Origin of the sequence: Pseudomonas sp. RIT411, from assembly GCF_003057735.2 — a bacterium.
Classification (GTDB): Bacteria; Pseudomonadota; Gammaproteobacteria; order Pseudomonadales; family Pseudomonadaceae; genus Chryseomonas; species Chryseomonas oryzihabitans.
Map to the genome: position 1 here is coordinate 47745 of NZ_QBIZ02000020.1, position 25241 is coordinate 72985.

25 protein-coding genes and 1 pseudogene are annotated in these 25241 nt (G+C 63.3%); 21 read left to right on the forward strand and 5 right to left on the reverse strand.

Features of this window, described 5'->3' with window-relative positions; translation table 11 throughout:
- The first annotated feature begins 66 nt into the window (after positions 1-66).
- Complete coding sequence (locus DBY63_RS21240; protein WP_108576239.1) at positions 67-900, forward strand: IclR family transcriptional regulator; 834 nt, start codon at positions 67-69, stop codon at positions 898-900.
- Positions 901-905: 5 nt separating this feature from the next.
- On the opposite strand, the pseudogene DBY63_RS21245 reads toward DBY63_RS21240, so the two are convergent.
- Positions 906-1361, reverse strand: a pseudogene (locus tag DBY63_RS21245) (LysR substrate-binding domain-containing protein); the annotation flags it as partial.
- Positions 1362-1456: 95 nt separating this feature from the next.
- Between DBY63_RS21245 and DBY63_RS21250 the strand changes: the two are divergent.
- The 5 genes from DBY63_RS21250 (at position 1457) to DBY63_RS21270 (ending at position 6272) form a co-directional block, all read left to right on the forward strand.
- Entirely contained in the window at positions 1457-2173 is a 717-nt protein-coding gene (locus DBY63_RS21250) for a GntR family transcriptional regulator (protein WP_108576241.1), read from the forward strand.
- Positions 2170-2958 (forward strand): SDR family oxidoreductase, encoded by a 789-nt coding sequence (locus tag DBY63_RS21255; RefSeq protein WP_108576242.1) that lies wholly within the window; start codon positions 2170-2172, stop codon positions 2956-2958. Before DBY63_RS21250 ends, DBY63_RS21255 begins: the two co-directional genes overlap by 4 nt.
- Positions 2959-3002: 44 nt before the next feature.
- Positions 3003-3935: a 3-keto-5-aminohexanoate cleavage protein gene (locus DBY63_RS21260; RefSeq protein WP_108576243.1), complete on the forward strand. Its 933-nt coding sequence runs from the start codon at positions 3003-3005 to the stop codon at positions 3933-3935.
- Between the two features lie 52 nt (positions 3936-3987).
- Entirely contained in the window at positions 3988-4866 is an 879-nt protein-coding gene (locus DBY63_RS21265) for an SMP-30/gluconolactonase/LRE family protein (protein ID WP_108576244.1), read from the forward strand.
- Between the two features lie 68 nt (positions 4867-4934).
- Complete coding sequence (locus DBY63_RS21270) at positions 4935-6272, forward strand: MFS transporter (RefSeq protein ID WP_108576245.1); 1338 nt, start codon at positions 4935-4937, stop codon at positions 6270-6272.
- Positions 6273-6495: 223 nt separating this feature from the next.
- On the opposite strand, the gene DBY63_RS21275 is transcribed toward DBY63_RS21270, so the two are convergent.
- A complete protein-coding gene (locus DBY63_RS21275) occupies positions 6496-7479 on the reverse strand; it encodes a sugar-binding transcriptional regulator (RefSeq protein WP_108576246.1) in 984 nt (327 codons plus the stop codon).
- Between the two features lie 68 nt (positions 7480-7547).
- Entirely contained in the window at positions 7548-8009 is a 462-nt protein-coding gene (gene rpiB / locus DBY63_RS21280) for a ribose 5-phosphate isomerase B (protein WP_108576269.1), read from the reverse strand.
- Between the two features lie 285 nt (positions 8010-8294).
- On the opposite strand from rpiB, the gene DBY63_RS21285 reads away from it, so the two are divergent.
- Genes DBY63_RS21285 through dhaL form a run of 7 tightly spaced genes read left to right on the forward strand, consistent with a single transcriptional unit; the run spans position 8295 to position 15395 of the window.
- The gene (locus DBY63_RS21285; protein WP_108576247.1) at positions 8295-9782 is read left to right on the forward strand and encodes a sugar ABC transporter ATP-binding protein; all 1488 of its coding nucleotides are present in this window, start codon (positions 8295-8297) and stop codon (positions 9780-9782) included.
- A complete protein-coding gene (locus DBY63_RS21290; RefSeq protein WP_108576248.1) occupies positions 9779-10759 on the forward strand; it encodes an ABC transporter permease in 981 nt (326 codons plus the stop codon). Before DBY63_RS21285 ends, DBY63_RS21290 begins: the two co-directional genes overlap by 4 nt.
- A gap of 41 nt (positions 10760-10800) precedes the next feature.
- Positions 10801-11790 (forward strand): substrate-binding domain-containing protein, encoded by a 990-nt coding sequence (locus DBY63_RS21295; protein WP_108576249.1) that lies wholly within the window; start codon positions 10801-10803, stop codon positions 11788-11790.
- A gap of 45 nt (positions 11791-11835) precedes the next feature.
- Positions 11836-12594 (forward strand): SDR family oxidoreductase, encoded by a 759-nt coding sequence (locus DBY63_RS21300; protein WP_108576250.1) that lies wholly within the window; start codon positions 11836-11838, stop codon positions 12592-12594.
- Positions 12595-12617: 23 nt separating this feature from the next.
- On the forward strand, positions 12618-13712 hold the full coding sequence (locus DBY63_RS21305) for an alcohol dehydrogenase catalytic domain-containing protein (protein WP_108576251.1): 1095 nt from the start codon (positions 12618-12620) through the stop codon (positions 13710-13712).
- A 31-nt stretch (positions 13713-13743) separates the two neighbouring features.
- Entirely contained in the window at positions 13744-14745 is a 1002-nt protein-coding gene (locus tag DBY63_RS21310) for a dihydroxyacetone kinase subunit DhaK (RefSeq protein WP_108576252.1), read from the forward strand.
- A 5-nt stretch (positions 14746-14750) separates the two neighbouring features.
- Positions 14751-15395 (forward strand): dihydroxyacetone kinase subunit DhaL, encoded by a 645-nt coding sequence (gene dhaL, locus DBY63_RS21315; protein ID WP_108576253.1) that lies wholly within the window; start codon positions 14751-14753, stop codon positions 15393-15395.
- A 501-nt stretch (positions 15396-15896) separates the two neighbouring features.
- On the opposite strand, the gene DBY63_RS21320 is transcribed toward dhaL, so the two are convergent.
- The gene (locus tag DBY63_RS21320; protein WP_108576254.1) at positions 15897-16388 is read right to left on the reverse strand and encodes a hypothetical protein; all 492 of its coding nucleotides are present in this window, start codon (positions 16386-16388) and stop codon (positions 15897-15899) included.
- 430 nt (positions 16389-16818) lie between these two features.
- Here DBY63_RS21320 and DBY63_RS21325 point away from each other — a divergent pair, with 430 nt between their 5' ends.
- The 3 genes from DBY63_RS21325 to DBY63_RS21335 all read left to right on the forward strand — a co-directional run bounded on the left by DBY63_RS21325 (position 16819) and on the right by DBY63_RS21335 (position 19998).
- Positions 16819-18303, forward strand: a complete 1485-nt coding sequence (locus DBY63_RS21325; RefSeq protein WP_108576255.1) for a SulP family inorganic anion transporter — start codon at positions 16819-16821, stop codon at positions 18301-18303.
- A 12-nt stretch (positions 18304-18315) separates the two neighbouring features.
- The gene (locus DBY63_RS21330) at positions 18316-19167 is read left to right on the forward strand and encodes a universal stress protein (protein ID WP_108576256.1); all 852 of its coding nucleotides are present in this window, start codon (positions 18316-18318) and stop codon (positions 19165-19167) included.
- Positions 19168-19275: 108 nt separating this feature from the next.
- Positions 19276-19998, forward strand: a complete 723-nt coding sequence (locus DBY63_RS21335) for an SLC13 family permease (RefSeq protein ID WP_108576257.1) — start codon at positions 19276-19278, stop codon at positions 19996-19998.
- A gap of 142 nt (positions 19999-20140) precedes the next feature.
- On the opposite strand, the gene DBY63_RS21340 is transcribed toward DBY63_RS21335, so the two are convergent.
- Positions 20141-20920 (reverse strand): IclR family transcriptional regulator, encoded by a 780-nt coding sequence (locus DBY63_RS21340; protein WP_007158782.1) that lies wholly within the window; start codon positions 20918-20920, stop codon positions 20141-20143.
- A gap of 182 nt (positions 20921-21102) precedes the next feature.
- Between DBY63_RS21340 and DBY63_RS21345 the strand changes: the two genes are divergently transcribed.
- From DBY63_RS21345 to DBY63_RS24820, 5 genes are all read left to right on the forward strand, one after another.
- The gene (locus DBY63_RS21345) at positions 21103-21867 is read left to right on the forward strand and encodes an ABC transporter substrate-binding protein (protein ID WP_108576258.1); all 765 of its coding nucleotides are present in this window, start codon (positions 21103-21105) and stop codon (positions 21865-21867) included.
- Positions 21868-21878: 11 nt separating this feature from the next.
- The gene (locus DBY63_RS21350; RefSeq protein ID WP_108576259.1) at positions 21879-22547 is read left to right on the forward strand and encodes an amino acid ABC transporter permease; all 669 of its coding nucleotides are present in this window, start codon (positions 21879-21881) and stop codon (positions 22545-22547) included.
- Positions 22544-23287, forward strand: coding sequence for an amino acid ABC transporter ATP-binding protein (locus DBY63_RS21355; RefSeq protein ID WP_108576260.1), 744 nt, complete (start codon positions 22544-22546; stop codon positions 23285-23287). Before DBY63_RS21350 ends, DBY63_RS21355 begins: the two co-directional genes overlap by 4 nt.
- Entirely contained in the window at positions 23287-24588 is a 1302-nt protein-coding gene (locus tag DBY63_RS21360) for an FAD-binding oxidoreductase (RefSeq protein ID WP_108576261.1), read from the forward strand. The genes DBY63_RS21355 and DBY63_RS21360 overlap by 1 nt, the downstream gene beginning before the upstream one ends.
- A 248-nt stretch (positions 24589-24836) precedes the next feature.
- On the forward strand, positions 24837-25070 hold the full coding sequence (locus DBY63_RS24820; RefSeq protein ID WP_108576262.1) for a hypothetical protein: 234 nt from the start codon (positions 24837-24839) through the stop codon (positions 25068-25070).
- Positions 25071-25241: the final 171 nt, after the last annotated feature.

Below are 25241 nucleotides of genomic sequence, written 5' to 3' on the forward strand. Positions count from 1 at the left end.
TCTTGGGTTGATTGGCTGCCCGGATCTGCGCCAGGCTTGAAATCAATCTGCGCGAGGAAACCTGTCATGACAACGGACGCATTCCACCAGATGGAACACGCTGGCGCCGAGCTGAACACCGCCGATCTGCCTGGTCAGGGCAAGGCGCCCGCCAACCGCTCGCTGGAGCGAGGCCTGGACGTGCTGCGAGCCTTTCGTCCGGGGACCGAATACCTCACCAACGGTGACCTCAGCGACCTCCTCGGCCTGCCCAAGTCCACGATCAGCCGCCTGACCCAGACCTTGGTACGTACCGGCTTCCTAGACTACGACGGCGGCCGCAGCGCCTACCGCCTGGCCCCGACCTTCCTTGGCCTGGCCCATGCCATGTACCAGGGCAGCAGCCTCCTGCAGGCCGCTTCACCGTTGATGATCAAAGTGGCGCGGGAACACCAGGTCAACGTCAGCCTGGCGGCGGCGGACCGCGACGAGATGATTTACCTGGAATCGATCCGCCTGAGTCAGCGCAAGACGCCGCGCAACGTCTTGGTCGGCCAGCGCCTGCCGATGGACATCACCTCCCTCGGCCGCGCATCCCTTGCCGGCCTGGGCGAAGCCCAGCGCGAAACCCTGATTGCCACCTTTTGCGCGCGGCGCTGCGAGGCCCGTGGGGTGCCACTGGAACAGGAAATACGCGCTGCCATCGCCAGCGTGCACAGCAAGGGTTACTGCCTGGCCGCCTGGCAACCTGAAGTGGTGGCCATTGCGACGCCTCTGGGTCTACCCGGCTATCGCAGTCATGCCCTCAATATCAGCCTGGCCACGCCGCTATCGCTGGCGGAGATCGAGGAGCGCTACTCAGGCGTATTGATGGAGTTGGCAGCTGCGATCAAAGAGGCGCACAGAGCCTCACAGGCCTGATCTTCTCAATGGCCTAGCCAATGAGTGGCTTCTTTCCAAGCGCCAACAGTTACCAGCTCTTCCAGCGTCTCAAGCACGATCTTCTCCCAGCTCAGGGCCAGGCGACTGCTACGACGCTCCTTGAGCCGTGCGAGCGCCACTGTCAAGCGAATGCCAGGCCGCTCGATCTCGTGACCGACCAGTTCGCCGCGGTCAATATCCTGCTGCACGGCGGCGTGGGCGAGGATCGAATAGCCCTGCCCCGCTGCGACCAGCTTCTTGGTCAGGCCGACGCTTTCTACTTCCAGGATTACGTTCAGGGGAACCGTATTTTTCGCCGCCACCTGCTCAACCAGACGTCTATTGCCGTGTGGCAGCCCGGGCAGAATCAGTGGCACCTCGCCTAGCGCGGACAGCCGCTGCGAGCGACTGGCTTCGCCTGGCGGCCCTACCAGCACCATGCGTTCGCTGAACAGTCGCCGTACCTCGAAGGCCTCTCAATAGGTTCGGGCTAGCCCTTGACATAAAGCTTTTGTGATCACATATTTCATCTCACAAAACAAGAAAGGAGCCGGTTATGTCCGACGCCCCCCTCGCCTTTCCCGCACTGCGGCAAGTGGCTCGCGCCACCCTGCAGGACCAGGTCTACCGCCAGCTGCGCGAAGCCCTGATGAGCGGCCGCTTCCAACCGGGTCAGAAACTTACCATCCGTGGGCTGGCAGAGGCTCTGGGCTCCAGCCCCATGCCGGTGCGCGAGGCGCTGCAGCGTCTGAGTGCGGAAAACGCCTTCGAGGTATCGGGCACGGCCCGCTTGCGTGTGCCGATGATGACGGCGGCGCGCCTGCGCGAGATCCGCGACGCCCGGGTTGCCCTTGAAGGGCTGCTGGCAGAGCGCTGTATCCAGCGTCTGGAAGCCAGCGACCTGACGCAGATCGACGCCATTTACCAGGACATGCAGCAGGCCGTGGACAACCATGACGTGCCCCGCTACCTCTGGACCAACTTCGCGTTCCACCGACGCATCTACGCCGTCGCCCGTGCCGAACTGATCGTGGCCGCCGTGGAGACCTTCTGGTTGCACATGGGTCCCTGCTTCGCCCTGGTGGCGCCCGAAGCGGCTCATCTCGCGCGCTCCATGGAGGCCCATGCCCGTATCGTCGCCGCCCTGGAGGCCCGTGATGGCGCCGCCGCCCGCGCCGCTGTCGCGGACGACATCATGCAGGCAGCCGACTCGCTCGGCCGCCTGCTGGTCCAGCGCGAAGGTTCCAAGAGCAACGGAGGCAAACGCGCATGAGCGTACTCGATCGACTCATCCCCTACCCCAACCTGCGGGTACTGATCTCCGGCGGCGCCGCCGGCATCGGCGAAGTCCTCGCCGCGGCCTATCTGGAAGCCGGCGCCCAAGTCCATGTCTGTGACATCAGCGAAACGGCCCTGACAGCCTTTCGCGAACGCCATCCCACCGCCCTTGCCACCCGTGCCGATGTCGCCGTGGCCGCGGACGTTGCCCAGGTCTTCGCCGCACAGCGCGACCACTGGGATGGCCTCGACGTGCTGGTCAACAATGCCGGCATCGCCGGTCCGACGGCAGGCATCGACGAAATCGACGAAGCCGACTGGCAGCGCACCCTGGACATCAATCTCACCGCCCAGTACCGCTTTGCTCACCACGCCGTGCCGCTGCTGCGCGAATCGGCCCATGGCCATCTGCTGCAGATTGCTTCGGTGGCTGGCCGCCTGGGCTATGCCTGGCGCACGCCCTATGCCGCCACCAAGTGGGCCATCGTCGGCATGATGAAGTCCCTGGCGGCCGAATTGGGTGCGGCCGACATCCGGGTCAACGCCCTGCTCCCTGGCATCGTCGAAGGACCGCGCATGGAGGGTGTGATCCGCGCTCGTGCCGAGCAGCTCGGCCTGCCGGAGGCGGAGATGCGCGAGCAATACCTGAAGAAGATTTCCCTGGGGCGCATGGTAACCGCCGAAGACGTCGCCGCCATGGCGCTGTTCCTCTGCTCGCCTGCAGCGCGCAACGTTACCGGCCAGGCGATCAGCGTGGACGGCAACGTCGAGTACCTCTGAAGTCCCAGCGTTTCCACAACAACAATTCACAGGAAACCCGTGTCATGGCCCACGCTCGTCCCGTCATCATCACCTGCGCTGTCACCGGCGCCATCCATACCCCGTCGATGTCGCCGCATCTGCCGGTCACTCCCGAACAGATTGCCGATGCCGCCCTGGGCGCCGCGGCCGCCGGTGCCGCCATCGTTCACCTTCATGCCCGCGATCCTGAGGATGGTCGGCCGGTGCAGGATCCGGAGCTGTTTCGCCGCTTCCTGCCACGCATCAAGCGGGAAAGCGACGTCATCATTAATCTCACTACCGGCGGCGCTCCAACCATGGGCGTGGAAGAGCGCCTGCAACCTGCGCTGCAGCTCAAGCCGGAGCTGGCATCGCTGAACATGGGCTCGATGAACTTCGGCCTTTACGAAATGCTTGGCCGCTTCAAGGACTTCCAACACGCCTGGGAGCGGCCCTACCTGGAAGAGAGCGACGACCGCATCTTCCGCAACACCTTCCGCGACATCGCCCATATCCTCGAGGCCTGCCGCGAGAATCACACGCGCTTCGAGATCGAGTGCTACGACATCGGCCACCTCTATACCGCTGCCCACTTCCTCGAGCGCGGCCTGCTGCCGCGGCCGCTGTTCATCCAGTCGGTGTTCGGCCTGCGCGGCGGCATCGGTGGGCACCCCGAGGACCTCATGCAGATGCGACGCACTGCCGACCGGCTGTTTGGCGAGGATTATCTCTGGTCGGTACTCGGCGCCGGACGCAACCAGATACCACTGGCGACCATGGGCCTGGCCATGGGTGGCAACGCACGGGTTGGCCTGGAGGATTCGCTGTGGGACGGTCCGGGCAAGCTGGCCGCCTCCAACGCCGACCAGGTCCGACGCATCCGCACCGTGGTCGAGGCCCTCGGCGGCCGGGTGGCCAGCCCCGATGAAGCCCGCGAACTCCTGGGGCTGAAGGGACGCAACGCCGTCGACTTCTAGCCCGCCCACCAGACCGCGCTTCCCGCAAAACAACAACAGAGAGGGAAACATCATGCGTATCGAGATCGTCGCCGACCTCAAGACCACGCTTGGCGAAGGGCCGCTGTGGGACGTGGAGCAGCAACGCCTGTACTGGCTGGACAGCTTCGACGGCCGCATCCTGCGCTGCACCGCCGACGGCCGTGAGTTGCGGGCCTGGGACGTCGGCCAGAAGATCGGCTCCATGGCCCTGCGCCGCGAGGGCGATCGCGCCCTGGTAGCCCTTCAGGGCGGTATCCACGATCTGGATCTAGCCAGCGGTGAATTGACGCTCATCCACGCTCCTGAACCCAACTTGCCCCACAATCGCCTCAACGACGGCAAGGTGGATCGCCAGGGACGCTTCGTCTTCGGCTCCATGGACACCCTCGAAGAAAGCGCCTCAGGCCGGCTCTACCGGCTGGACCCGGACCTGTCACTGCACGTCCTGGACGAAGGCATCATCTGCTCCAACGGACCTTGCTGGAGCCCGGATGGCAGCACTCTGTACTTCACCGACACCTGGACCGGCGAGCAGTGGACCTATGCCTATGACACCGCAACAGGCACGGTAGGCGAGCGGCGCACGCGCAACCGGATCGACACCGCCGGCGGCGGTGCCGCGGATGGCGCCACCGTGGATGCCGAAGGCTGCCTTTGGCAGGCCCTGGTCTACGCCGGGCAACTGGTGCGCTACACCCCCGATGGCCAGGTGGACCGGATCATCGAGATGCCGGTAAAGAAGGTCACCAGCGTCATGTTCGGCGGGCCCGAGCTGGACGTTCTCTATGTCACGTCCATGGCTCGCCCGCCCCTGCCACGCTTCCCCGGCGACGGCCAGCTGCGTGGTGCCCTGTTTGCCGTACACGACCTGGGCGTACGCGGCATCGCGGAGCGCCGTTTCGCCGCCTGACCCACCCCCACCGCTTCCAAACCCTTCAGGTTCTGACAGGGCGCCTCGCTGGCGCCCGGAGCACACTCATGCACACTGCAAACAAGGCCTCGCTGCGCCAGATCCACCGCTATTCCTGGGTTTCCCTACTGGTCTGCTGGCTGATCTGGATTCTCAACGCCTATGACCGCGAAATCGTCCTGCGCCTGGGTCCAACCATCTCCAAGCACTTCAACCTCACCCCCGATGACTGGGGCACCATCGCCACCCTGATCATGCTGGCCCTGGCCCTGCTGGATATCCCGGGGGCGATGTGGAGCGACCGCCATGGTGCCGGCTGGAAGCGCGCGCGTTTCCAGGTACCCCTGGTACTGGGCTACACCGCGCTGTCGTTTCTCTCCGGCTTCAAGGCCCTGAGCCATAGCCTGACCAGCTTCGTCGCCCTGCGTATCGGGGTAAACCTGGGCGCCGGCTGGGGCGAGCCGGTCGGCGTGAGCAATACCGCCGAATGGTGGCCAGTGGAACGCCGCGGTTTCGCCCTGGGCGCCCACCACACCGGCTACCCCATAGGCGCGCTGCTCAGCGGCCTGGTGGCCAGCTTCGTGCTCACCACCTTTGGCGAGGACAACTGGCGCTATGTCTTCTTCTTCGCCTTTGTCGTCGCTGTACCCCTTATGGTGTTCTGGTCGCGCTATTCCACCGCCGAGCGAATTACCGCGCTGTATACGGACATGGCAGCCAAGAGACTCACCCCACCCGACCTCACCCCCAGCGGTCAGGTCGCCAAGGGCCAGGCGTGGCGTACCTTCACCGCGACCCTGAGCAATCGCAACATCGCCCTTACCGCTGGCAACACCCTGCTGACCCAGGTGGTGTACATGGGCATCAACATCGTCCTGCCGGCCTACCTCTACAACATCGCCAAACTATCGCTGGCCGAGTCGGCCGGCCTCAGCGTGGTCTTCGCTCTCACCGGCATTCTCGGGCAACTGATCTGGCCTACCCTCTCGGACATCATCGGGCGCAAGATCACCCTGATCATTTGCGGCCTGTGGATGGCCGCCAGCGTCGCTGCCTTCTACTTCGCCAGCAGCGTCACCCTGATCATCTTGGTGCAGCTGCTGTTCGGCCTGGTGGCCAACGCCGTCTGGCCCATCTACTACGCGGTTGCCTCGGATGCCGCGCTGCCGTCGGCCACGTCCACCGCCAATGGCATCATCACCACCGCCATGTTCATTGGCGGCGGCATCGCGCCGGTACTGATGGGCTGGCTGATCAGTGCGGGAGGCGGCTGGACCAGCCTGAACGGCTACGTCTCCTGCTTCTTCCTGATGGCGGGCTGCGCTCTGGGCGGTGCGCTCCTGCAGCTAGGTACCCGGACACCGGCTAGGCCTACAGTTGTAGTGCAGCCAATTAAACCAAGCTGAACTCGCTTATGAACTCGCTAGCGTGGCCCCCGCGACCTTCGACTAGGTATGTGGACCGAAGCAGGCGATGGATTACCTCTCCCTTCCTGCTGTCCCTTCTGCGGGTGCGCTTGGTGGGGGCACTCACTGAGCAATGCTATGTAGCGACTGATATAGGCATACGACTGAATACTAAATATCTCAACCTGCCGTGAGGACTCCCTCTAGTCGCCGCTGGACTACTTCAGGCGTCGCGCCGCGTAGCGTCGTCCAATGCCAGGATGGTGTGGGCGTTGGTGACGGTGGTGGCGAGCGTATTGATAACGCCGGAGCGCAGGGCGCCGAGAATGGCTGCAGCCTTGGTATTTTCGCTGGCGACGGCGATGACATCAGGAATGCGGGCCAGCTCCTGGACGGTAAGGCCTATCACCCGCCCCTGCAGCACATTGACAGCCGGCCGCCCATGGATGTCGATGAAGTCATAACCCATCATGTCGCCCACAGTGCCGGACAGACGAGCCGCCGCGATCTCCTGCGGGGAAAACCAGCCCATACGGACCATATTGCTGCTCTCGCTCATGTCACCGATGCCGATCAGCGCAAGGTCGGCGCGGCGGGCCCGATCCAGGGTGGCACGCACGGTATCGTTGGCGATCAGGGTCGCCCGGAGTTCGGGATTGGCAACCATGGCCGGGGCATATAGGGTTTCGCTCTCGCCACCAAAGCGCGCCGCAAGGCGCCGGCAGATATGGTCCGGGTTCATATACTCCCCTGCGCGCAGGGAGCCTCCAATAGCGCAGACGAAGGTGCAGTTCCGGCCATTTGGTAGAAATACGTTGTCTGCCACCGAACCAACGTTGCGCCCCATCCCCACCGCGACGATCATGCCGTCGGCCAGCACCCGGTTGAGATAGTTGGCTACCAGGCTGGCAACAGCCGAGCGCTGGGTGTCCGGATCCGCGTGATCCACCGCGATGAGGGCGCGATCCAGCCGGAATCGTTCCAGTAGCTTCTGCTCCACTTCGTTGTTCATGGTGGGATGCTGCAGTACCCGCACCTCGACGATGCCTTCGTCGCGGGCGCGCTTGAGCAGTCGGCTGACCTTGGCCCGTGACAGCGACAGGCGCTGGGCGATGGCCTCCTGGTTGACGTTATCCAAGTAGTAGAGCATGGCGATGTCGGTCATCAGCTCGAAGTCACTGGCCCCACGACTGGCATTGTCATTCATGCAGGATCGACTCCGGTTGACTGGCAAAGTCGCCATTGTCCCCAGACCGGGCGGACGGCGTCCAGCACCTAGCAATCACGGCGCTGCTCAAGGGCATTGATACGCTCGACCTTGGGCCCGGAGCGCCCCGCTTCGAAATCCGAACTGAGAAAGGCCTTGACCAAGCTCTTGGCCAGCTCGGGGCCGACTACTCGCGCTCCGATCGAGAGGATCTGGGCATCGTTGCTCTTGCGAGCGCGCTCCGCCGAATAGGTGTCATGGGCTTGGGCCGCCCGAATGCCTTGGACCTTGTTGGCTGAGATAGCCATGCCGATACCAGTCCCACAGACCAGCACGCCGAGTCGATTTCGCCCTTCGCGAATAGCGCTTGCGACAGCATAGGCGATATCTGGGTAGAGCACGGGGTCCGTGGAGTGGGAGCCAAAGTCTTCCACCTCTAGGTTGAGGGAAAGAATAAAGGCCTTGAGCTGCTCTTTAAGTTCGTACCCGGCTTCGTCACAACCGATGGCGATGGATTGGGTGGCGTTCATGCACCTGGCGCTCCTATGAGGGACCAACGCGGTCACGATCATATGATCATCATGTGAAATTCCGATCAAGCGTTTTTACATCGTCACCTCTGCCTTGGCTCTCACCCTAACTGAATAAATATTCTTCTTTACCGGTCATTCTCGCCGATACCGTCCTAGAACGATCACCTATCCAGAAAATTTTCAGACTCCGGTTGACTGATCAGATTTTCATGGTTTAAACATATGCTCACTACGAGCTCCACCGCTGTGACAAGAAAAAAACATCAGCTGAGAGGACGTACCATGGCTTCGCCCTTGCTGCTTCATGCTGAAAAGGTCGCCAAGGCCTATGCCGGGATACCCGCCCTGCGCGACGGACACCTGAGTCTCGAGGCGGGCTCGGTGCATGCGCTCTGCGGAGGCAACGGTGCCGGCAAATCCACCTTCCTCAGCATCCTCATGGGTATCACCCAGAGGGACGCCGGCAGCATCCGATTGGAGGGCCGCGAGGTGATCTTCCAGCGCCCTAGCGAGGCCCTAGCCGCTGGCGTTGCCATGATCACCCAGGAGCTGGAACCTATTCCCGACCTGACCGTGGCCGAAAACATCTGGCTGGGCCGGGAGCCGCGCCGGCTGGGCTGCCTGCTGGATAACCGCGAGCTGAATCGACGCACCCGCGCCTTGCTGGAGGATCTCGGCTTCGACGTCGAGGCCACCATGCCCATGCGCCGCCTGAGCATCGCCCAGACACAGTTGGTGGAGATCGCCAAGGCCTTCAGCCACGACTGCCGAGTGATGATCATGGATGAGCCGACCTCGGCCATCGGCGAGCGGGAGACGGAGACGTTGTTCGCCGCGATCCGCCGCCTGACCACCCGGGGCGCCGGAATCATCTATGTCTCTCACCGCCTGACAGAGCTGGCGCAGATCGCCGACCGGTACACCATCTTCCGTGATGGCGCCTTCGTCGAGACGGGGGCGATGGCGAACGTCGACCGGACACACCTGGTACGGGGCATCGTCGGCCGCGAGCTGGCTCCCATCGACCACAAGCAGGGCCGCACGGCCACCGCCGAGCCCTGCCTGAAGGTGGCCGGCCTAAGCCGCAAGAACGAATTCCAGGATGTCAGCCTCCAGGTGCGCCCGGGTGAGATCCTCGGCATCTATGGATTGATGGGTTCGGGGCGCAGCGAATTTCTCAATTGCGTCTATGGACTGACCACGCCGGACGCCGGCCAGGTGGCACTCAAGGGCGCCCCGGTGCCGGTGGGTGATCCGGCCGCCACCATCCGCGCCGGGATCTCGCTGGTCACCGAGGACCGCAAGGACACCGGCCTGGTACTTACCGGCAACGTCCGCGAGAACGTCGCCCTGGCCGCCTACGACCGCCTATCCAGCCTGGGCGTTATCAGCGGGCGCAAGGAGCACGCGCTGGCGGAAGAGATGGTGCGCCGGCTCAACGTCAAGACCGCGTCCCTCGAGCTGCCGGTGGCGGCCATGAGCGGCGGCAACCAGCAGAAGGTAGTGCTTGCCAAGTGCCTGTCCACCGAGCCGGTTTGCCTGCTTTGCGACGAACCCACCCGCGGCATCGATGAGGGTGCCAAGCAGGAAATCTATCGCCTGCTCGACGAGTTCGTCCGCGCCGGTGGCGCCGCCATCGTCGTCTCCTCCGAAGCCCCGGAACTGCTCCATCTGAGCGATCGCATCGCGGTGTTCAAGGCCGGCCGCCTGGTCACCGTGAGCGAGGACCGGTCCCTGTCCCAGGAAGCCTTGCTGAGTCTTGCCTCATGACCATTCAGACCCTCACTCCCAGTATCACCTCCGCTCCGTCGCGCAGCCGTTTGCGTTTCGCCCTCGACCGCTTCGGTCTGCCACTGGTGTTCGTGCTGTTGTGCGTCGCCCTAGGCTTCAGCAGCGAGTACTTCATGACCTGGCGCAATTGGATGGACATCCTGCGCCAGACCTCCATCAACGGCATCCTCGCGGTAGGCATGACCTACGTAATCTTGACCCGCGGCATCGATCTCTCGGTAGGCTCGATCCTGGCCTTCGCGGGGTTGTGCAGCGCGATGGTCGCGGTGCAGGGCTATGGCCTACTGGCCGCGCTAAGCGCCGGGATGTTCGCCGGAGCGGTGATGGGGGCATTGAATGGGTTCATGGTGGCTAACCTGTCGATCCCACCCTTCGTGGCCACCCTGGGTATGCTCAGCGTCGGGCGCGGCCTGACCTTCATCCTCAACGACGGCAGCCCGGTCACCGATCTGCCAGAAGCCTACCTAGCCCTGGGTACCGGCAAGCTTGGACCGATCGGCATGCCCATCGTGATCTTCGCCATCGTGGCGCTGTTCTTCTGGCTGGTACTGAAGTACACCACCTATGGCCGCTATGTCTACGCAGTGGGCGGCAACGAGAAAAGCGCTCGTACCTCCGGTATCGGCGTGCGCAAGGTGACCTTCTCGGTCTACGTGATTTCCGGGCTGCTGGCTGGCCTGGCCGGCATCGTGCTCTCGGCGCGTACCACCTCCGCCCTACCCCAGGCCGGCGTCTCCTACGAGCTGGACGCCATCGCTGCAGTGGTGATCGGCGGTACCAGTCTCTCCGGTGGTACCGGCAGTATTGTCGGCACCCTGTTCGGCGCCCTGCTCATCGGCGTCATCAATAACGGCCTGAATCTGCTGGGGGTGTCGTCCTACTACCAACAGGTGGCCAAGGGTTTGATCATCGTTTTCGCCGTCCTGATCGACGTCTGGCGCAAGCGCCGGGCCTGATCGCGAACCTCTCCGCACGACAACAATAAAAGGAGTCACCCATGCAATCTCGCAAATTGCTTTGCGTTCTCGCCGCGTCCCTGCTCGCCAGCAGCCTGGCCCAGGCTGCGCCCTACAAGGTCGGGGCCGCCGTCTACGGCCTCAAGGGCCAGTTCATGCAGGCCTGGGTTCGCGATCTCAAGCAGCACCCGGCGGTCAAGGACGGCTCAGTGCAGATCACGGTGTTCGACGGCAACTACGATGCCCTAACCCAGAACAACCAGATCGAGACGATGGTCACCCAGCACTACGACGCCATCATCTTCGTCCCTATCGACACCAAGGCTAGCGTTGGCGCCGTGGCTCGCGCCATGGAGAGCGAGGTGCCAGTGGTGGCCTCCAATACCAAGGTCGCCAGCGCCAGCGTGCCTTATGTGGGCAACGACGACGTGGAGGGTGGCCGCCTGCAGACCCAGGCGCTGGCGGAAAAGCTCGGCGGCAAGGGCAACGTGGTGATCATCCAGGGACCCATTGGCCAGTCCGCGCAGATCGATCGCGAGAAGGGCGAAATGGAGGTGCTGCAGAAGCATCCCGAGATGAAGGTGATCGAGAAGAAGACCGCCAATTGGTCGCGGGCCGAGTCCCTGACGCTAACCGAGGACTGGCTCAACGCCCATCCCAAAGGCATCGCTGGCATCATCGCCCAGAACGACGACATGGCCCTCGGCGCGCTGCAGGCGGTAAAGAACCGCGGGCTGTCAGCTAAGGACATCCCGGTCACTTCCATCGATGGCATGCCCGACGCCATCCAGGCAGCGAAGAAAGGGGAGCTGATCACCTACTTCCAGGATGCCCAGGCGCAAGCCCAGGGGGCACTAGACGTGGTACTGCGCAAGCTGGAGGGCAGCTCTTACCAACCACGCTCGGAGATCTGGAAGCGCTATCCGGCGCTGCAGTGGGGTGATGGCACCGCGAAGAGTTACATCATTCCCTGGGTGGCGGTGACGCCGGAAAACGCCGACGCCCTCTACCAGCAGGTCAGCGGCAAGTAAGCCCCTTCGACGAGGACGGGCGCCCTGCCCGTCCGGGAGATCTCTATGTCCGATTTTTGGAATCAGGCGTTCGACCTCAACGGTCGGTGTGCCTTGGTCACCGGCGGCGCGGCGGGTATCGGTCACGCCTGCGCCACCCTACTAGCCAGTCGCGGCGCCCGGGTGGCGCTGCTGGATCGCAATCCAGAGGTGGCGCAGATTGCCGCGCAACTGGGTGAACGCCACCTGGGCATCGCCCTCGACGTACGCGACAAGGCGGCCATCGAGGCCGCCGTGGACCAGGTCGCTAAGGCCTTCGGCCGGCTCGACCTGCTGGTCAACAGCGCCGGGATCGCACTGCTGGACAAGGCGCTGGACGTCCACGAGGAGGCCTGGGACAGCACCCTCGACATCAACCTCAAGGCCAGCTTCTTCGTTGCCCAGGCAGTGGCGCGTCATCTGCGCGCCGGCGGTGGCGGTCGCATCGTCAACTTGGCCTCCCAGGCGGCGGTGATCGGTCTGGATCGCCACGTCGCCTATTGCGCCAGCAAGGCCGCGGTGGTGGGCATGACCCGGGTTCTCGCCATGGAATGGGCCGAGTTCGGCATCACCGTGAATGCCGTCTCGCCAACCATCGTCGAGACCGAACTTGGCAAGAAGGCGTGGGCTGGGGAGGTAGGCGAACGCGCCAAGCAGCTCATCCCGGTGGGCCGCTTCGCCCGTCCCGAGGAGATTGCCGCCACGGTGCTCTACCTGCTCAGCGATGCCGCCGCCATGATCACCGGGGAGAACCTGGTGATCGACGGCGGCTACAGCATCCAGTGAAGCTCCGAACCAGAGGTAACCTCATGTCCAGCGCTTTCGAGAACGCTTTGCCCAAGATCATGAAGGCAGTGGTCTGCCATGGCCCCGAGGACTATCGCCTGGAACAGGTACCGGTGCCGGTACCTGGCCCGGACGAGATACTTACCCGCGTCGAGCTGTGCGGTATCTGCATGGGCGATATCAAGACCTACCGCGGCGCGCCCTCCTTCTGGGGCGACGCCGAGCAACCGCGTTACGTGAAGCCACCGATGATTCCCGGCCACGAATTCGTCTGCCGGGTGGTGGCCCTCGGGCCCGGTGCGGAGAAACGCGGCGTGCAGGTAGGCGACCGGGTGATTTCCGAGCAGATCGTGCCCTGCTGGGGTTGCCGCTTCTGCAACCATGGCCAGTACTGGATGTGCCAGAAGCACGATCTATACGGCTTCCAGAATAACGTCCAGGGCGCCATGGCCGAGTACATGATCTTCACCCGCGAGGCCATCGTGCACCCGGTACCTGACGATATCCCACCGGAGGAAGCGATTCTCATCGAGCCGCTGTCCTGCTCACTGCATGCGGCGGATCGCGCCAACGTCGGCCTGGACGACGTGGTGGTGGTGGCCGGGGCCGGCACCCTCGGCCTAGGCATCATCGGCGCCGTACGGCTGCGCAATCCAAAGAAATTGATTGTGCTGGATATGAGATCGGACCGTGCCGAACTGGCCTTCCGCATGGGGGCTGACGAGGTGTGGAACCCCTTTTTTGATAACGTCTTGGAGAAGATCCACGCCATCACTGATGGTTACGGGTGCGACATCTATATAGAAGCGACTGGCCATCACCGAGCGGTCAACCAGGGTCTGGCGATGCTGCGCAAGCTTGGTCGCTTCGTCGAGTTCAGCGTCTTCAACGACGAGGCAACAGTGGACTGGTCGATCATTGGAGATCGCAAGGAGCTGGACGTACTCGGCTCCCACCTGGGCCCCTACATGTACCCGCGGGCCATCGATTTCATAGGTCAGCGCAAAATCGATGTACGCGGCATCGTTACCCACACTTTTCCGCTAGCCGACTTCAAGGAAGCCTTCGAGACCATGGAGCGCGGCGACCAATCTCTCAAGGTTGTGCTCAAGCCCTAAGTGGTCTTGGTATCGAGAACAAGGAGATGCTATGAATCGAGTGATCAACGATCCGGATCTGGTGGTGGAGGACATGCTGGAGGGTATCCTCCTCGCCCATCCGGAGCTGGCCCAGGCCGGCGACAATCCGCGGGTGATCCGCACCGCACAGGAGACGCCGGAGGGCCGCGTCGGTGTAGTGACCGGAGGTGGTTCCGGCCATGAGCCGGCCTTTCTCGGCTATGTCGGCCCCGGTCTGGTAGACGCCGTAGCAGTTGGCGAGATCTTTTCCTCACCCACTGCCAAGAGCTTTCTCGATGCCTTCCACGCCGCCGATCGCGGCGCCGGGATCGCCTGCCTGTACGGTAACTATGCCGGCGATAACATGAACGTGAAGCTGGCGATGAAGATGGCCGTCAGTCGCGGCCTGCAGATCAGGACGGTGGTAGCCAACGACGACGTAGCCTCGGCGCCCAAGGAGGAAATCGCCAAACGCCGCGGTGTGGCCGGCGAGATCTTCATGTGGAAGGTCGGCGGCGCCGCCGCGGCCGAAGGCTATGATCTGGACGGCGTCATCCGCGTGGCGCAAAAGGCTGTCGCCAACTGCCGCTCCATCGGCGTAGGGCTAACGCCCTGCACCATCGCCGCGGTGGGCAAGCCGAACTTTCAGATCGCCGACGGCCAGATGGAACTGGGCATCGGCCACCACGGCGAGCCGGGCATCGCCGTGGTACCTATCGAGCCGGCGAAGCAGATGGCGGCGCGCATGCTGGAACCCGTCCTGGCCGATCGCGACTTTAGCCAGGACGAAGGGGTTGTGGTGCTGGTCTCCGGCCTGGGAGCAACACCGATTATGGAGTTGTACATCTTTTACGCCGAAGTCGCGCGGTTACTGGAGGCCCGTGGGCTACGTGTGCATCGCCGCTACGTCGGCAACTATTTCACGTCCCTGGAGATGATGGGCGTGACCCTGAGCGTGCTGGGCGTGGACGAGGAGCTGGCCCGGCTGATCGACCACCCCTGCCGTTCCATCGGCCTAACCCAGACGGAGTGAACGCCATGCAGCAGTCGTTCTCCGGTGCCGAGGGCACCCCCATTATCAATGACCTGGTAGACGTCATCGTCGCCAATCGTGAATACCTCAGTGAAGTGGACGGTGCCATCGGCGATGGCGATCACGGCATCAACATGGCCAAGGGTTTCTCTCGCTGCGGGAAGGCCATGGCCGGCCGTCAGTTGACCCTGGCCGAGGCGTTAGACGAACTGACCCTGGCGCTGATGGAAGGCATCGGCGGCTCCATGGGCCCGCTATACGGCAGCCTGTTCATCGGCATGGCTGACCAGGTGCGCGGCAAAGCCGAGATAGATGCCGATACCTTTGCCCAGCTACTGCGCGGTGGCCTGTCGTCTATTCAAGACATCAGCGAAGCCGGCGTCGGCGACAAGTGCCTGATGGATGCACTGATCCCGGCGGTCGATACCTTCGAGGATGCCGTGGCTCAGGGCGCCAGCTTCCATGACGCGCTACAGGCCATGAAGCGTGCAGCCTCTCAAGGACGCGACTCTACCCGGGACCTAGTGGCTCGCATCGGCCGCGCCAGCCGCCTGGGCGAGCGCTCCCTCGGCGTACTGGATGCCGGCGCCGTGTCCTGCTGTCTCATCCTCACCCGCCTGGCCGACTCGGTGGAGGCCAGGCTGCACTGAGTCCGTCGCGCCGCGTGGCACCTCGTTGTTCGCATTTGCCACCCCTCGGGGTGGTTTTTTTTCATCTATCGAGAACTCTCACGCCGAGGTCAGCTGACTCAACGCCAAACAGATTCATTCCCATTAGATCTCATCAGAATCCCTGAGGTTATCTTCAAACAAATGGTGGTTGTTATCCAAAGCGACAAGAGCAGTCATGGCCAGTCCCGCTCGACGAGTGGTGTGCCCGCCTAACGCGTGACGACGGCGGCAGGCGCTGAGCAAACCTGGGCGAGCTAACAGACGTCGGAACTTGCAATAGACCTCAGTGGACAGATTGGCCGGTTTCGAAGGTAACTATCGTTGGCCATATCCAGCGGCCTAGGCCGCATGATGGCGCTGAAGTAGAGGCCTCTATCATTTCCCACTCGCATATCTAATGCGTGAGTCGGTCGGTCTTCTATCAGCGCTCGATTTAATTGAGTCCGTCCCACGCGTCTGCAGTCCGGTCAAACAACGCTTTCAGCTAACCGCCTTAAGGAGCTCTTCTAAGGGCTGCCCAGTACGTAAGCTCGCGGCTTTCACGATGTCGGCATCGAATTCAACGGGATGCTGGATCACTATTGCCTCTAGCAGGCTTCGCGTGACACCGTCCTCTTCGAGGTTCGCACTGTATTGCAAGCCACTGGAATGGCGAACGCTGTGCTCCACAGTGCCGATCAACCCGCCAGTACGAAGGCATTTGACTATGTTGTGAGGGAGTTGCTGGGAGCGCCGCAAGACCACAACTGCGGCAGCAAGGACATCTAGCGTTTCCTCCTCAGCTGCGGAGAAAGGAGCGCTGTCTAACTTGCCTCTTTTTATCAAGTAGCGTCGGGCTAGCATATGCGCATGACGATCCAGTTCAGTTCGAACGTCTTCGTCGATGAGGTCCCTGTTTGCCAAGGTGCGCTCTAGCGCAATGAGGTCTTCCCAATCCATCGTCTGTGAAATCTGAGCGATCACTCGATCCATAGCTGCTATCCCTGCATGTTGAGAACGATCGCACTTTGATAGCACATCTTCCGCGTGCGATCACTGCCGTCTATCCGCTTCCTAGTGCGATTGACGTTTGCCGGTAGTCCTCAAATACATCGTTTTCCATTGCGGCACGTAGGATGCCGTAGCGCTTGATGAGTGGGCAGTGGCTTCATTTGTACCAGGCCGCTGGTCCCGACGCAGGTGCAGTACTCACTGCAGATCGGCTAGTATTGCGATATGCACCTACTGCAATCGTACTGCGAAGTCAGTCCCCCATAGCTCGCACCTACCTTGTCCTTGCGCTGTTGCAAGGACCTCTGCCGTCCTGTCGTGCCCGCGACGTGGCGGCTGCCCACCCTGAAATCAACGCCTGATCCGGCGTCTGCCACTCGCTCGACGGGTCAGGCACAGGTGCGAGTTGTCTATGTTGCATACCCTCAAGACGCATTGGTTCTCCAATGTGAAGAACGATGTGCTGTCCGGCCTGGTGGTCGCCCTGGCGCTCATCCCGGAAGCCATCGCCTTTTCCATCATCGCCGGGCTCGATCCCAAGGTAGGGCTCTACGCCTCCTTCTGCATCGCCGTGGTGATCGCCTTCGTCGGCGGTCGACCGGGGATGATCTCGGCGGCCACGGGCGCCATGGCGCTGCTGATGGTGACCCTGGTCAAGGAACACGGCCTGCAGTACCTGCTGGCCGCCACCCTGTTTACCGGGGTGCTGCAGATCGCCGCCGGCTATCTACGCCTGGGCGCGCTGATGCGCTTCGTGTCCCGATCCGTGGTCACGGGGTTCGTCAATGCCCTGGCGATCCTGATCTTCCTGGCCCAGTTGCCCGAGCTGACCCATGTCGGCTGGGAGGTCTACGCCATGACCGCCGCCGGGTTGGGCATCATCTATCTGTTCCCCTTGTTGCCGGTGGTGGGCCGGCTGCTGCCGTCACCGCTGGTGTGCATCCTGGTGCTGACGGGCGTCTCCCTCGCCTTGGGGCTGGATATCCGCACGGTGGGTGACATGGGACAGCTGCCCGATACCCTGCCGGTGCTGCTCTGGCCGCAGGTGCCCCTGACCCTCGACACCCTGCTGATCATCCTGCCCTATTCCCTGGCATTGGCCGTGGTGGGGCTGCTGGAGTCGCTGATGACCGCCACCATCGTCGATGACCTCACCGACACGCCCAGCGACAAGAATCGCGAGTGCAAGGGTCAGGGGATCGCCAACATCGCCGCGGGTCTGCTGGGTGGCATGGCGGGCTGCGCCATGATCGGCCAGTCGGTGATCAACATGAAGTCAGGTGGCCGCACGCGGCTGTCCACCCTCTGTGCGGGCGTCTTCCTGCTGCTGATGGTGGTATTCCTTGGCGACTGGCTCGCGCGCATCCCCATGGCGGCCCTGGTCGCGGTGATGATCATGGTTTCCATCGGCACCTTCAGCTGGGATTCGATCCGCAATCTGCGACGCCATCCGCTCTCCACCAACCTGGTGATGGTGGCCACCGTGGTGGTCGTGGTCGCTACCCACAACCTGGCGCTCGGCGTCCTGGTCGGGGTCTTGCTGGCCTCGCTGTTCTTTGCCAACAAGGTGGGGCACCAGCTGACCATCACGTCCCGCCTGGAGGCGCCCGGCGTACGCCGCTACGAGGTACAGGGCCAGGTGTTCTTCTCGTCCACCGCAGCCTTCCTCGCCGCCTTCGATTTCAAGGAGGTGCTCGACGAAGTGCGCATCGACCTCAAGGCGGCCCAGTTCTGGGACATCACCGCCGTCGCCGCCCTGGACAAGGTCGTGCTCAGGTATCGCCGGGAAGGCGTGACCGTGCAAGTGCTCGACCTCGACCAGGCCAGCGCGACCCTGGTCGATCGCTTCGGCATCCACGACAAGCCAGGGGCCGGCAGCGAACTGCTGGGCCATTGAGGAGAGACACCCATGAGCAAGATCATCGCCTGTATCGACGGCTCGCCCCTGGCGGGCAGCGTCTGCGACCACAGCGCCTGGCTGGCCCACCGCCTGGCGCTGCCGATCACCCTGCTGCACGTCCTGGAACGCAGCCTCTATCCGACTTCACCTGACACCAGCGGCGCCATCGGCCTCCGCTCGCGCGAGCACCTGCTCGAAGCGCTGGCCCGGCTGGACGAGCAGCGTGCCCGCCTGGCGCGGGCCGACGGCGAGGCGCTGCTGGCCGGGGCCCTGCAGCGTTTGCAGGAGCGGGGTGTGGCGACGGCGCCGACGACGCTCCAGCGCCATGACTATCTGGCGGATACCCTACGCGAACTGGAGGCGGAGCTGGGCGTGCTGGTGATCGGCAAGCGCGGTGAGCACTCCGGCAGCCGTGGGATCGGCAGCCAGCTGGAAACGGTAGTGCGGATGCTGCACAAGCCCATCCTGGTATGCGCTGCCGATTTCATCGAGCCCCGCCGCTTTCTGGTAGCCTACGATGGCAGCGAAACCACTCACCAGGGGCTGTTACGCGTCGCCAAGAGTCTGCTGCTGTCAGGGCTCGAGGGCGAGATCCTGCAGGTCGGCGACACCACCCCGGCCCGGCTGGCCGGACTGGAAGCCGCTGCGGATCTCTTGAGGTCCTGTGGCAGCACGCTGACGACACAGCTCGTTGCCGGGCATCCGGAGGAGGCGATTCCAGACCGGGTGCATACCACTCGGGCCGACCTGCTGGTGATGGGTGCCTACAGCCATTCCGCCGCCAGGCGCTTCCTGCTGGGCAGCCAGACCTCCCACATGCTGCGTCACACCGACATCACAACCTTGATACTCCGCGCGTGACCTAGCACGAAGCTGCGAGATAACTACCATCCGCCGCATCCATTCTTGGATCGGCGGATGGTGAGAATCGCTATTATGTGTTCTGCATGGCCTATCTGATGGGGCGCAATGAACGCGCGCGGCTCGGCTACATCCCCCGGCGAACGCGCCATCGTCACGCCGCAGCAGATCGAGGACATGGTCACCGTCATTCAGGAGAACGACCGGGAATTCAAGCGCCCCCGCCTCTTCCTGTTCAACCTGGCGCTGACCGTGATCATGCTGGTCACGCTGCTGGCCGGCTGGGCCAGTGGCGCCATCGTTTTCATGCTGGGAACCGCCATCGACCTGGCCGTGAACTACAGCGCCACCGAACAGTACGATCGCATCACGGCTAATGGCGGTGACGCCGTCTCCGTCGCGTCCATCATTCTGGCGGCGGGCTGCTTCCTCGGCGTCTTCAACGGCAGCGGCATGGCCGCCACGGTGGCCAACAGCATCGCCGGGCTCATTCCCGAGTCCATGGACAGCCACACGGCGCTGGCCTTTGCCCTCCTCAGCGCCATCGCCTGCTATGCGCTGCCGGTGGACGCCTACTACTTCGGCATCCTGCCGGTGGTGGCGCCCATCGCCTATCAGTTCGGCATCATCCCCACCGAGATCGGCGTGGCCTCCTTCATGAGTCAGGCCCTGCGTTATGCGAGTCTGACCGTCGCCTGGCTGTTCCTGCTGATGAATCGTACGGAAATGACCTTCGGCGAGTACCAGAAGGAATTCTTCAAGTGGTGGGCACTGATGTTCAGCCTGTTCATCGGCACCGCCATCGTGACGGGTGAACTGCCCATCGGCTGACTATAAAGTGCCTCCCCAACGAATAAGTTGGGGAGGCACTTAGCCAGTTCATCATTGACAGTCGGGCCCCGTTTCCTGAACCGCTTATCGGGCACGAATGGAATCTGTTGCAGAAGACAGCAACACCCTAAACACAAAACTCCTATTCCAATACTCGAGCTGAGCCGCTCAGGGCGCGAGTGCATTGCAATAGTGCCGGCGCCAGTTGCCGCTCGGCATCCGCGCGACTCCAGCGACTGGTGGGCGCCACCACATGGACGGCGGCCACCGGCCGGCCAGCGCCATCAATGATGGGGGCAGCCAGCGTCATGTCACCCAGGAACAACTCCTCGGCGTTCACGGCATAGCCCTGCTGCCGCGTCTGCGCGAGATTGTTCAGGATGTCGGTAACGGCAGTGAGCGTCGTGGGGGTATGTATCCGACGATTCATTCGCTCCAGTTGCTCTCGCGCTTCGACCTCCGGCAGTGCGCTCAGGTAGGCACGCCCCGATCCGGTGCAATATTGCGGCACGCGGCTGCCGATAGGCATGTGCACCGGAACGAAGCCAGCACTGAGAAAGCGCGCGACGTACACCATCTCGTCCCCTACCGGCTCGGTGAGACAGCAGGTTTCACCGGTGATCCGCGTCAGCTCGGCAAGAAAGGGATTGGCGACTTCGATCAGCGGATGCGCCTCCAGATAGTTGAAGCCCAGCTCCAGCACTCGAGGTGTCAGCTGATACCGCCGGGTGCGCGTCTGTTTCCTCAGGTAACCCAGGGTCTCCAGGGTAACCACCATGCGCTGCGCCGAACTCTTGGTCATGTCCGCCGCCTCGGCCACCTCGGCTAGGTTCAAGGTACGGCGCTGGGCGTTAAAGGCCTTAAGCACCGCCAGGCCCTTCTCCAGGGATTGATTGAACAGCTCCGATCGGGGTTCCAGCATGATTTCGCTCGCAGGTATCAGGTAGGTTGACCTAGGCAAATTCCAGGCCAGTAAATCGGATATCGATTTATAAAAATCGATTTGTAGATTTGTAAAATCACAAAACGATTCATAGATATCGTTATTGGCATAGGGATTGCCTTTACTCCAGAGCGCTTCATCCATCGCACTGGAGAATCCCCATGAAAGGCTCGCCAACCCTGCTCCGCCGTCTCGTCTTGGGACTGGGCACCACAATCGCCCTGACGCTGGCCCATGCCGAAGAACCCAGATCGATTAAGGTGGGGGCTACCGCGACAGGTGCGCCCTTCACCTTTCTTGACCTCAAGACCGGCAGTATCCAGGGGATGATGATCGACAGCATCGAAGCGGCCGCCAAGGCGGCAGGACTCACCGTCGAGATCCAGCAAAACTCCTTTGCTGCACTGATCCCGTCGCTGACCGCCGAGAAGATCGATGTCATCTCCGCGGGCATGCTCAAGACCGAGGAGCGCGCCAAGGTGGTGGATTTCAGCGATCCGGTCTACGCCTATGGCGAAGGTCTGCTGGTGGCGGCAGACGATCAGAGCCCCTATCCGGATCTGGCGGCTCTCAAGGGCCAGGTCATCGGCGTTCAGGCCGGAACCACCTTCTACGACATGCTGGTCAAGCTCGGCATCTTCAGCGAAGTCCGCACCTACGATTCCGTAGCGGATATGGCGCGCGACATCGCTGTTGGCCGGGTCAAGGCCGGTATCGGTGACCAGCCGATACTCGCCTACCAGATCCAGCAAAAGGCCTTTCGCGGGGTCAAGCTCGCCGCGGGCTATCGGCCCAGTCGTTCCGGCGATGTTTGCTTCGTGCTGCGCAAGGGCGATACCGCGCTGCGCGAGCGCCTCAACAAGGCCATCGCCACCCTGAAGGCAGACGGCACCTTGCAGGCCATCCAGCAGCGCTGGGGCATCTGAGCGGAGGCTCCATGGATCTCGCCGACTTTCTCCAGAACGCCCGGGACTTCCTGCCGCTGCTGCTGCAGGGCGCCTGGGTCACCGTACAGATCACGGTGCTGTCCTTCGTCCTAAGCAGCGTGCTGGGCCTGGCCCTGGCGCTGTGCAAGTTGTCGCCGATCAAGCTGCTGTCCGTGGCCGCCAGCACGGTGATCAACGTCATCCGCGGCCTGCCAATCATCGTGCAGCTGTTCTACATCTACTTCGTGTTGCCCGATCTGGGCGTTCATCTGAGCGCCTTCCAGGCCGGAGTGATCGGCATGGGCATCGCCTATTCCGCCTATCACGCCGAGAACTTTCGAGCGGGCATCCTCGCGGTGGAACAGGGCCAGCGCGAGGCGGCTGAGGCCCTGGGCATGAAATCGCTGCTGATGATGCGCCGGGTGGTGCTGCCCCAGGCCTTTCGCATCGCCCTGCCGCCCTACGGCAACATCCTGGTGATGATGCTCAAAGACTCCTCCCTGGTCTCCACCATCACCGTCGCCGAGATGACCCGCCAGGGCCAGCTAATCGCCGCCTCCACCTTCCAGAACATGACCGTCTACACCCTGGTCGCCCTGCTCTATCTGCTGATGAGTCTGCCGCTGGTGTATGGCCTGCGCCGACTCGAGCTGCGCTTCGGTGCGAGGAAAACCCGATGATCGAAGTTCAGGCGTTGCACAAGCGCTATGGCGACCTCAGCGTGCTGCACGGGGTGGACCTGTCCATCGCGGCCGGTGAGGTGGTCTGCCTAATCGGTCCGTCCGGTTCCGGCAAGTCCACGCTCCTGCGCTGCATCAATGCCCTGGAGTCCTACGAGGGCGGCGACATTCGCGTGTTCGGCGACCGCATCGCCCGGGGCGATCGGGACGCGCCGGCGCTGCGCACCCGGCTGGGCATGGTGTTCCAGCGCTTCAACCTCTTTCCCCATCGCACCGTATTAGAGAACGTCATGGAGGGGCCGCTGTACGTCAAGCGTGAGCCGGCCGCCCAGGTCCGCGCGGAAGCACTGCAGCTGCTCGACAAGGTTGGGTTGGCGGCCAAGGCCGATGCCCATCCGGACCAGCTTTCCGGTGGCCAGCAACAACGGGTGGCCATCGCTCGTGCCCTGGCCATGAAGCCGGCCGCCATGCTGTTCGACGAACCCACCTCGGCGCTTGATCCCGAATTGGTGGGCGAGGTCCTGCAGGTGATGCGCGACCTGGCCGCCGATGGCATGACCATGGTGGTGGTAACCCACGAGATGGGCTTCGCCCGCGAGGTGGCCGATCGCGTCTGCTTTCTGTACGGCGGGCGCATCGTCGAAAGCGGCCCGGCAGAGCAGGTGCTCGGCGCGCCCGAGCATCCTCGTACCCAGGACTTCCTGCGCCGGGTCCTGACACCCAGCGGGAGTGCGCACTGATGGACGCTGCTCGTCTCGCCCCAGGACAACCGCTGCCGCCCTCGTTATGGGCCGCTACCGCCATCCCTGGCCCACCCCTGCAGCCACTCCAGGGTACTCAACGCACCGACGTCCTGGTGATCGGCGGCGGCTACACAGGTCTTTCCACAGCCCTGCATCTGGCCGAGGCTGGTGTCGATGTCTGCCTGCTGGAGGCTCATCAACTGGGCTGGGGCGCTTCGGGGCGCAACGGTGGCCAGGTCAATCCGACCCTCAAGTACGATCCGGATGAACTGGAGCGACTATTCGGCCCGGCCCGAGCGGAGCCCCTGATCGCGGCCATCTCGGGTGCCGCGGACCTGGTCTTCGACCTCATCGCCCGCCATGGCATCGACTGCGCCCCGGTACGCCAGGGCTGGCTGCAGGTGTCCTACTCCGCCAAGGGCGTGCCGGGGCTGCATGCCCGGGCCCGCAAGTGGCAGGCCCGTGGCGTGCCCGCGGATTGCCTGGACGCCGAGGCGCTGCAAAGCCGCATGGGCACCACGGCCTTCGCCGGCGGCTGGCGCGATGGCCGGGCCGGCGGTATCCAGCCGCTGTCCTATCTGCGTGGCCTGGTCTGGGCGGCTCAGGCGGCCGGCGCGCGCCTGCACGAGCGCAGCCCGGTCACCGGCCTCCATTCTAGGGATGGACGCTGGCAGGCCAGCCTGGCGGACGGTTCCTCGGTCAGCGCCGAGCAGGTGGTGATCGCCACCAACGGCTACACTGGCGCGCTCTGGCCGGGCCTGGAGCGGACCATCCTCGCCGCCAACAGCTTCATCGTCGCCACCGAACCCCTGACCGGCGAGGCAGCGGCGAGCATCCTGCCGGGCGGCGAAACCGCGTCCACCGCCCAACGCTTGCTGCTCTACCTGCGCCGCGATGCCGAGGGGCGGCTATTGATGGGCGGTCGTGGCCATTTCGACGATCCCCAGGCCGCAGGTGATTTCGCCCATCTGGAGCGTTCCCTGGAATTACTTTTCCCTCAACTCGGCAAACCGCGCTACAGCCATCGCTGGGCGGGGCGCATCGCCATCACCCGTGATTTCTTGCCGCACCTGCACGAGCCGGCGCCGGGGGTCACCCTGGCCCTGGGTTGCAATGGCCGCGGCATCGCCCTGTGTACCAGCCTCGGACGCCATATGGCGACTCGCCTTACAGACGCTGGCGCGGACTTCCCCTATCCGCTCAGCCCCTTGAGCCCCATCCCGCTGCACCGCTTGCAGCGTTTTTACATAGGCGCCGGAGTTGCCTGGTACAGCCTGCTGGACCGCTTTGGCGGCTAGGGCTGTCCTAGATAGACGATGCACACGTCCTGAGACAGGCAGGTATCGATTAACTAGGCATTAAATCAACGAAGGCACCAGCTCCCTATGCAGGGTCAACCGCGACAGCCATCCTGCAGGTGCATCACATGCCTGAGGCGCGTGCAGAACTGCGATAGGAAATTGAGCTGCCTGCAGGCCTCGCGCGCGGTCAGCTAAAGGCTGTCTAACCGGCTTAGCATGAATGACAACGCCCCTCGGAGGTGCAAATGTCCAATTCCGATACAGTCGAATCCGGCAACGCTGCTCACGACAAGCACTTGTCTGCGATTTGGGAGCTGGCCAATTCACGTCTTGGCTCCAAGCTCTCGGTCTCGCAGCGTCGGATGCTCGCCGTTGCCGTCACCCGGGGTGCTGAACTGGAGCCCAGTGGCGCCCTGGCTGGCTCGATGAACGCCAAAAAGAAAAAGGCGCCAGCAAGCGAGCGTAGGCATTCCGCCTGAGCATTCCCATCAGAAAAGCCGCCTTCGGGCGGTTTTTTTGTGCCTGTCTGCCGTGGAAGCGATCAGGTCCCTCCCGTCGACGCCAACGGCCGGTGGTGAACGACGCTCAAGCCCGGTGGCCAGCCCAGGGCACCGGCGCCAGCGCCGCGGAGTGGTGATGAAGAACTCCCA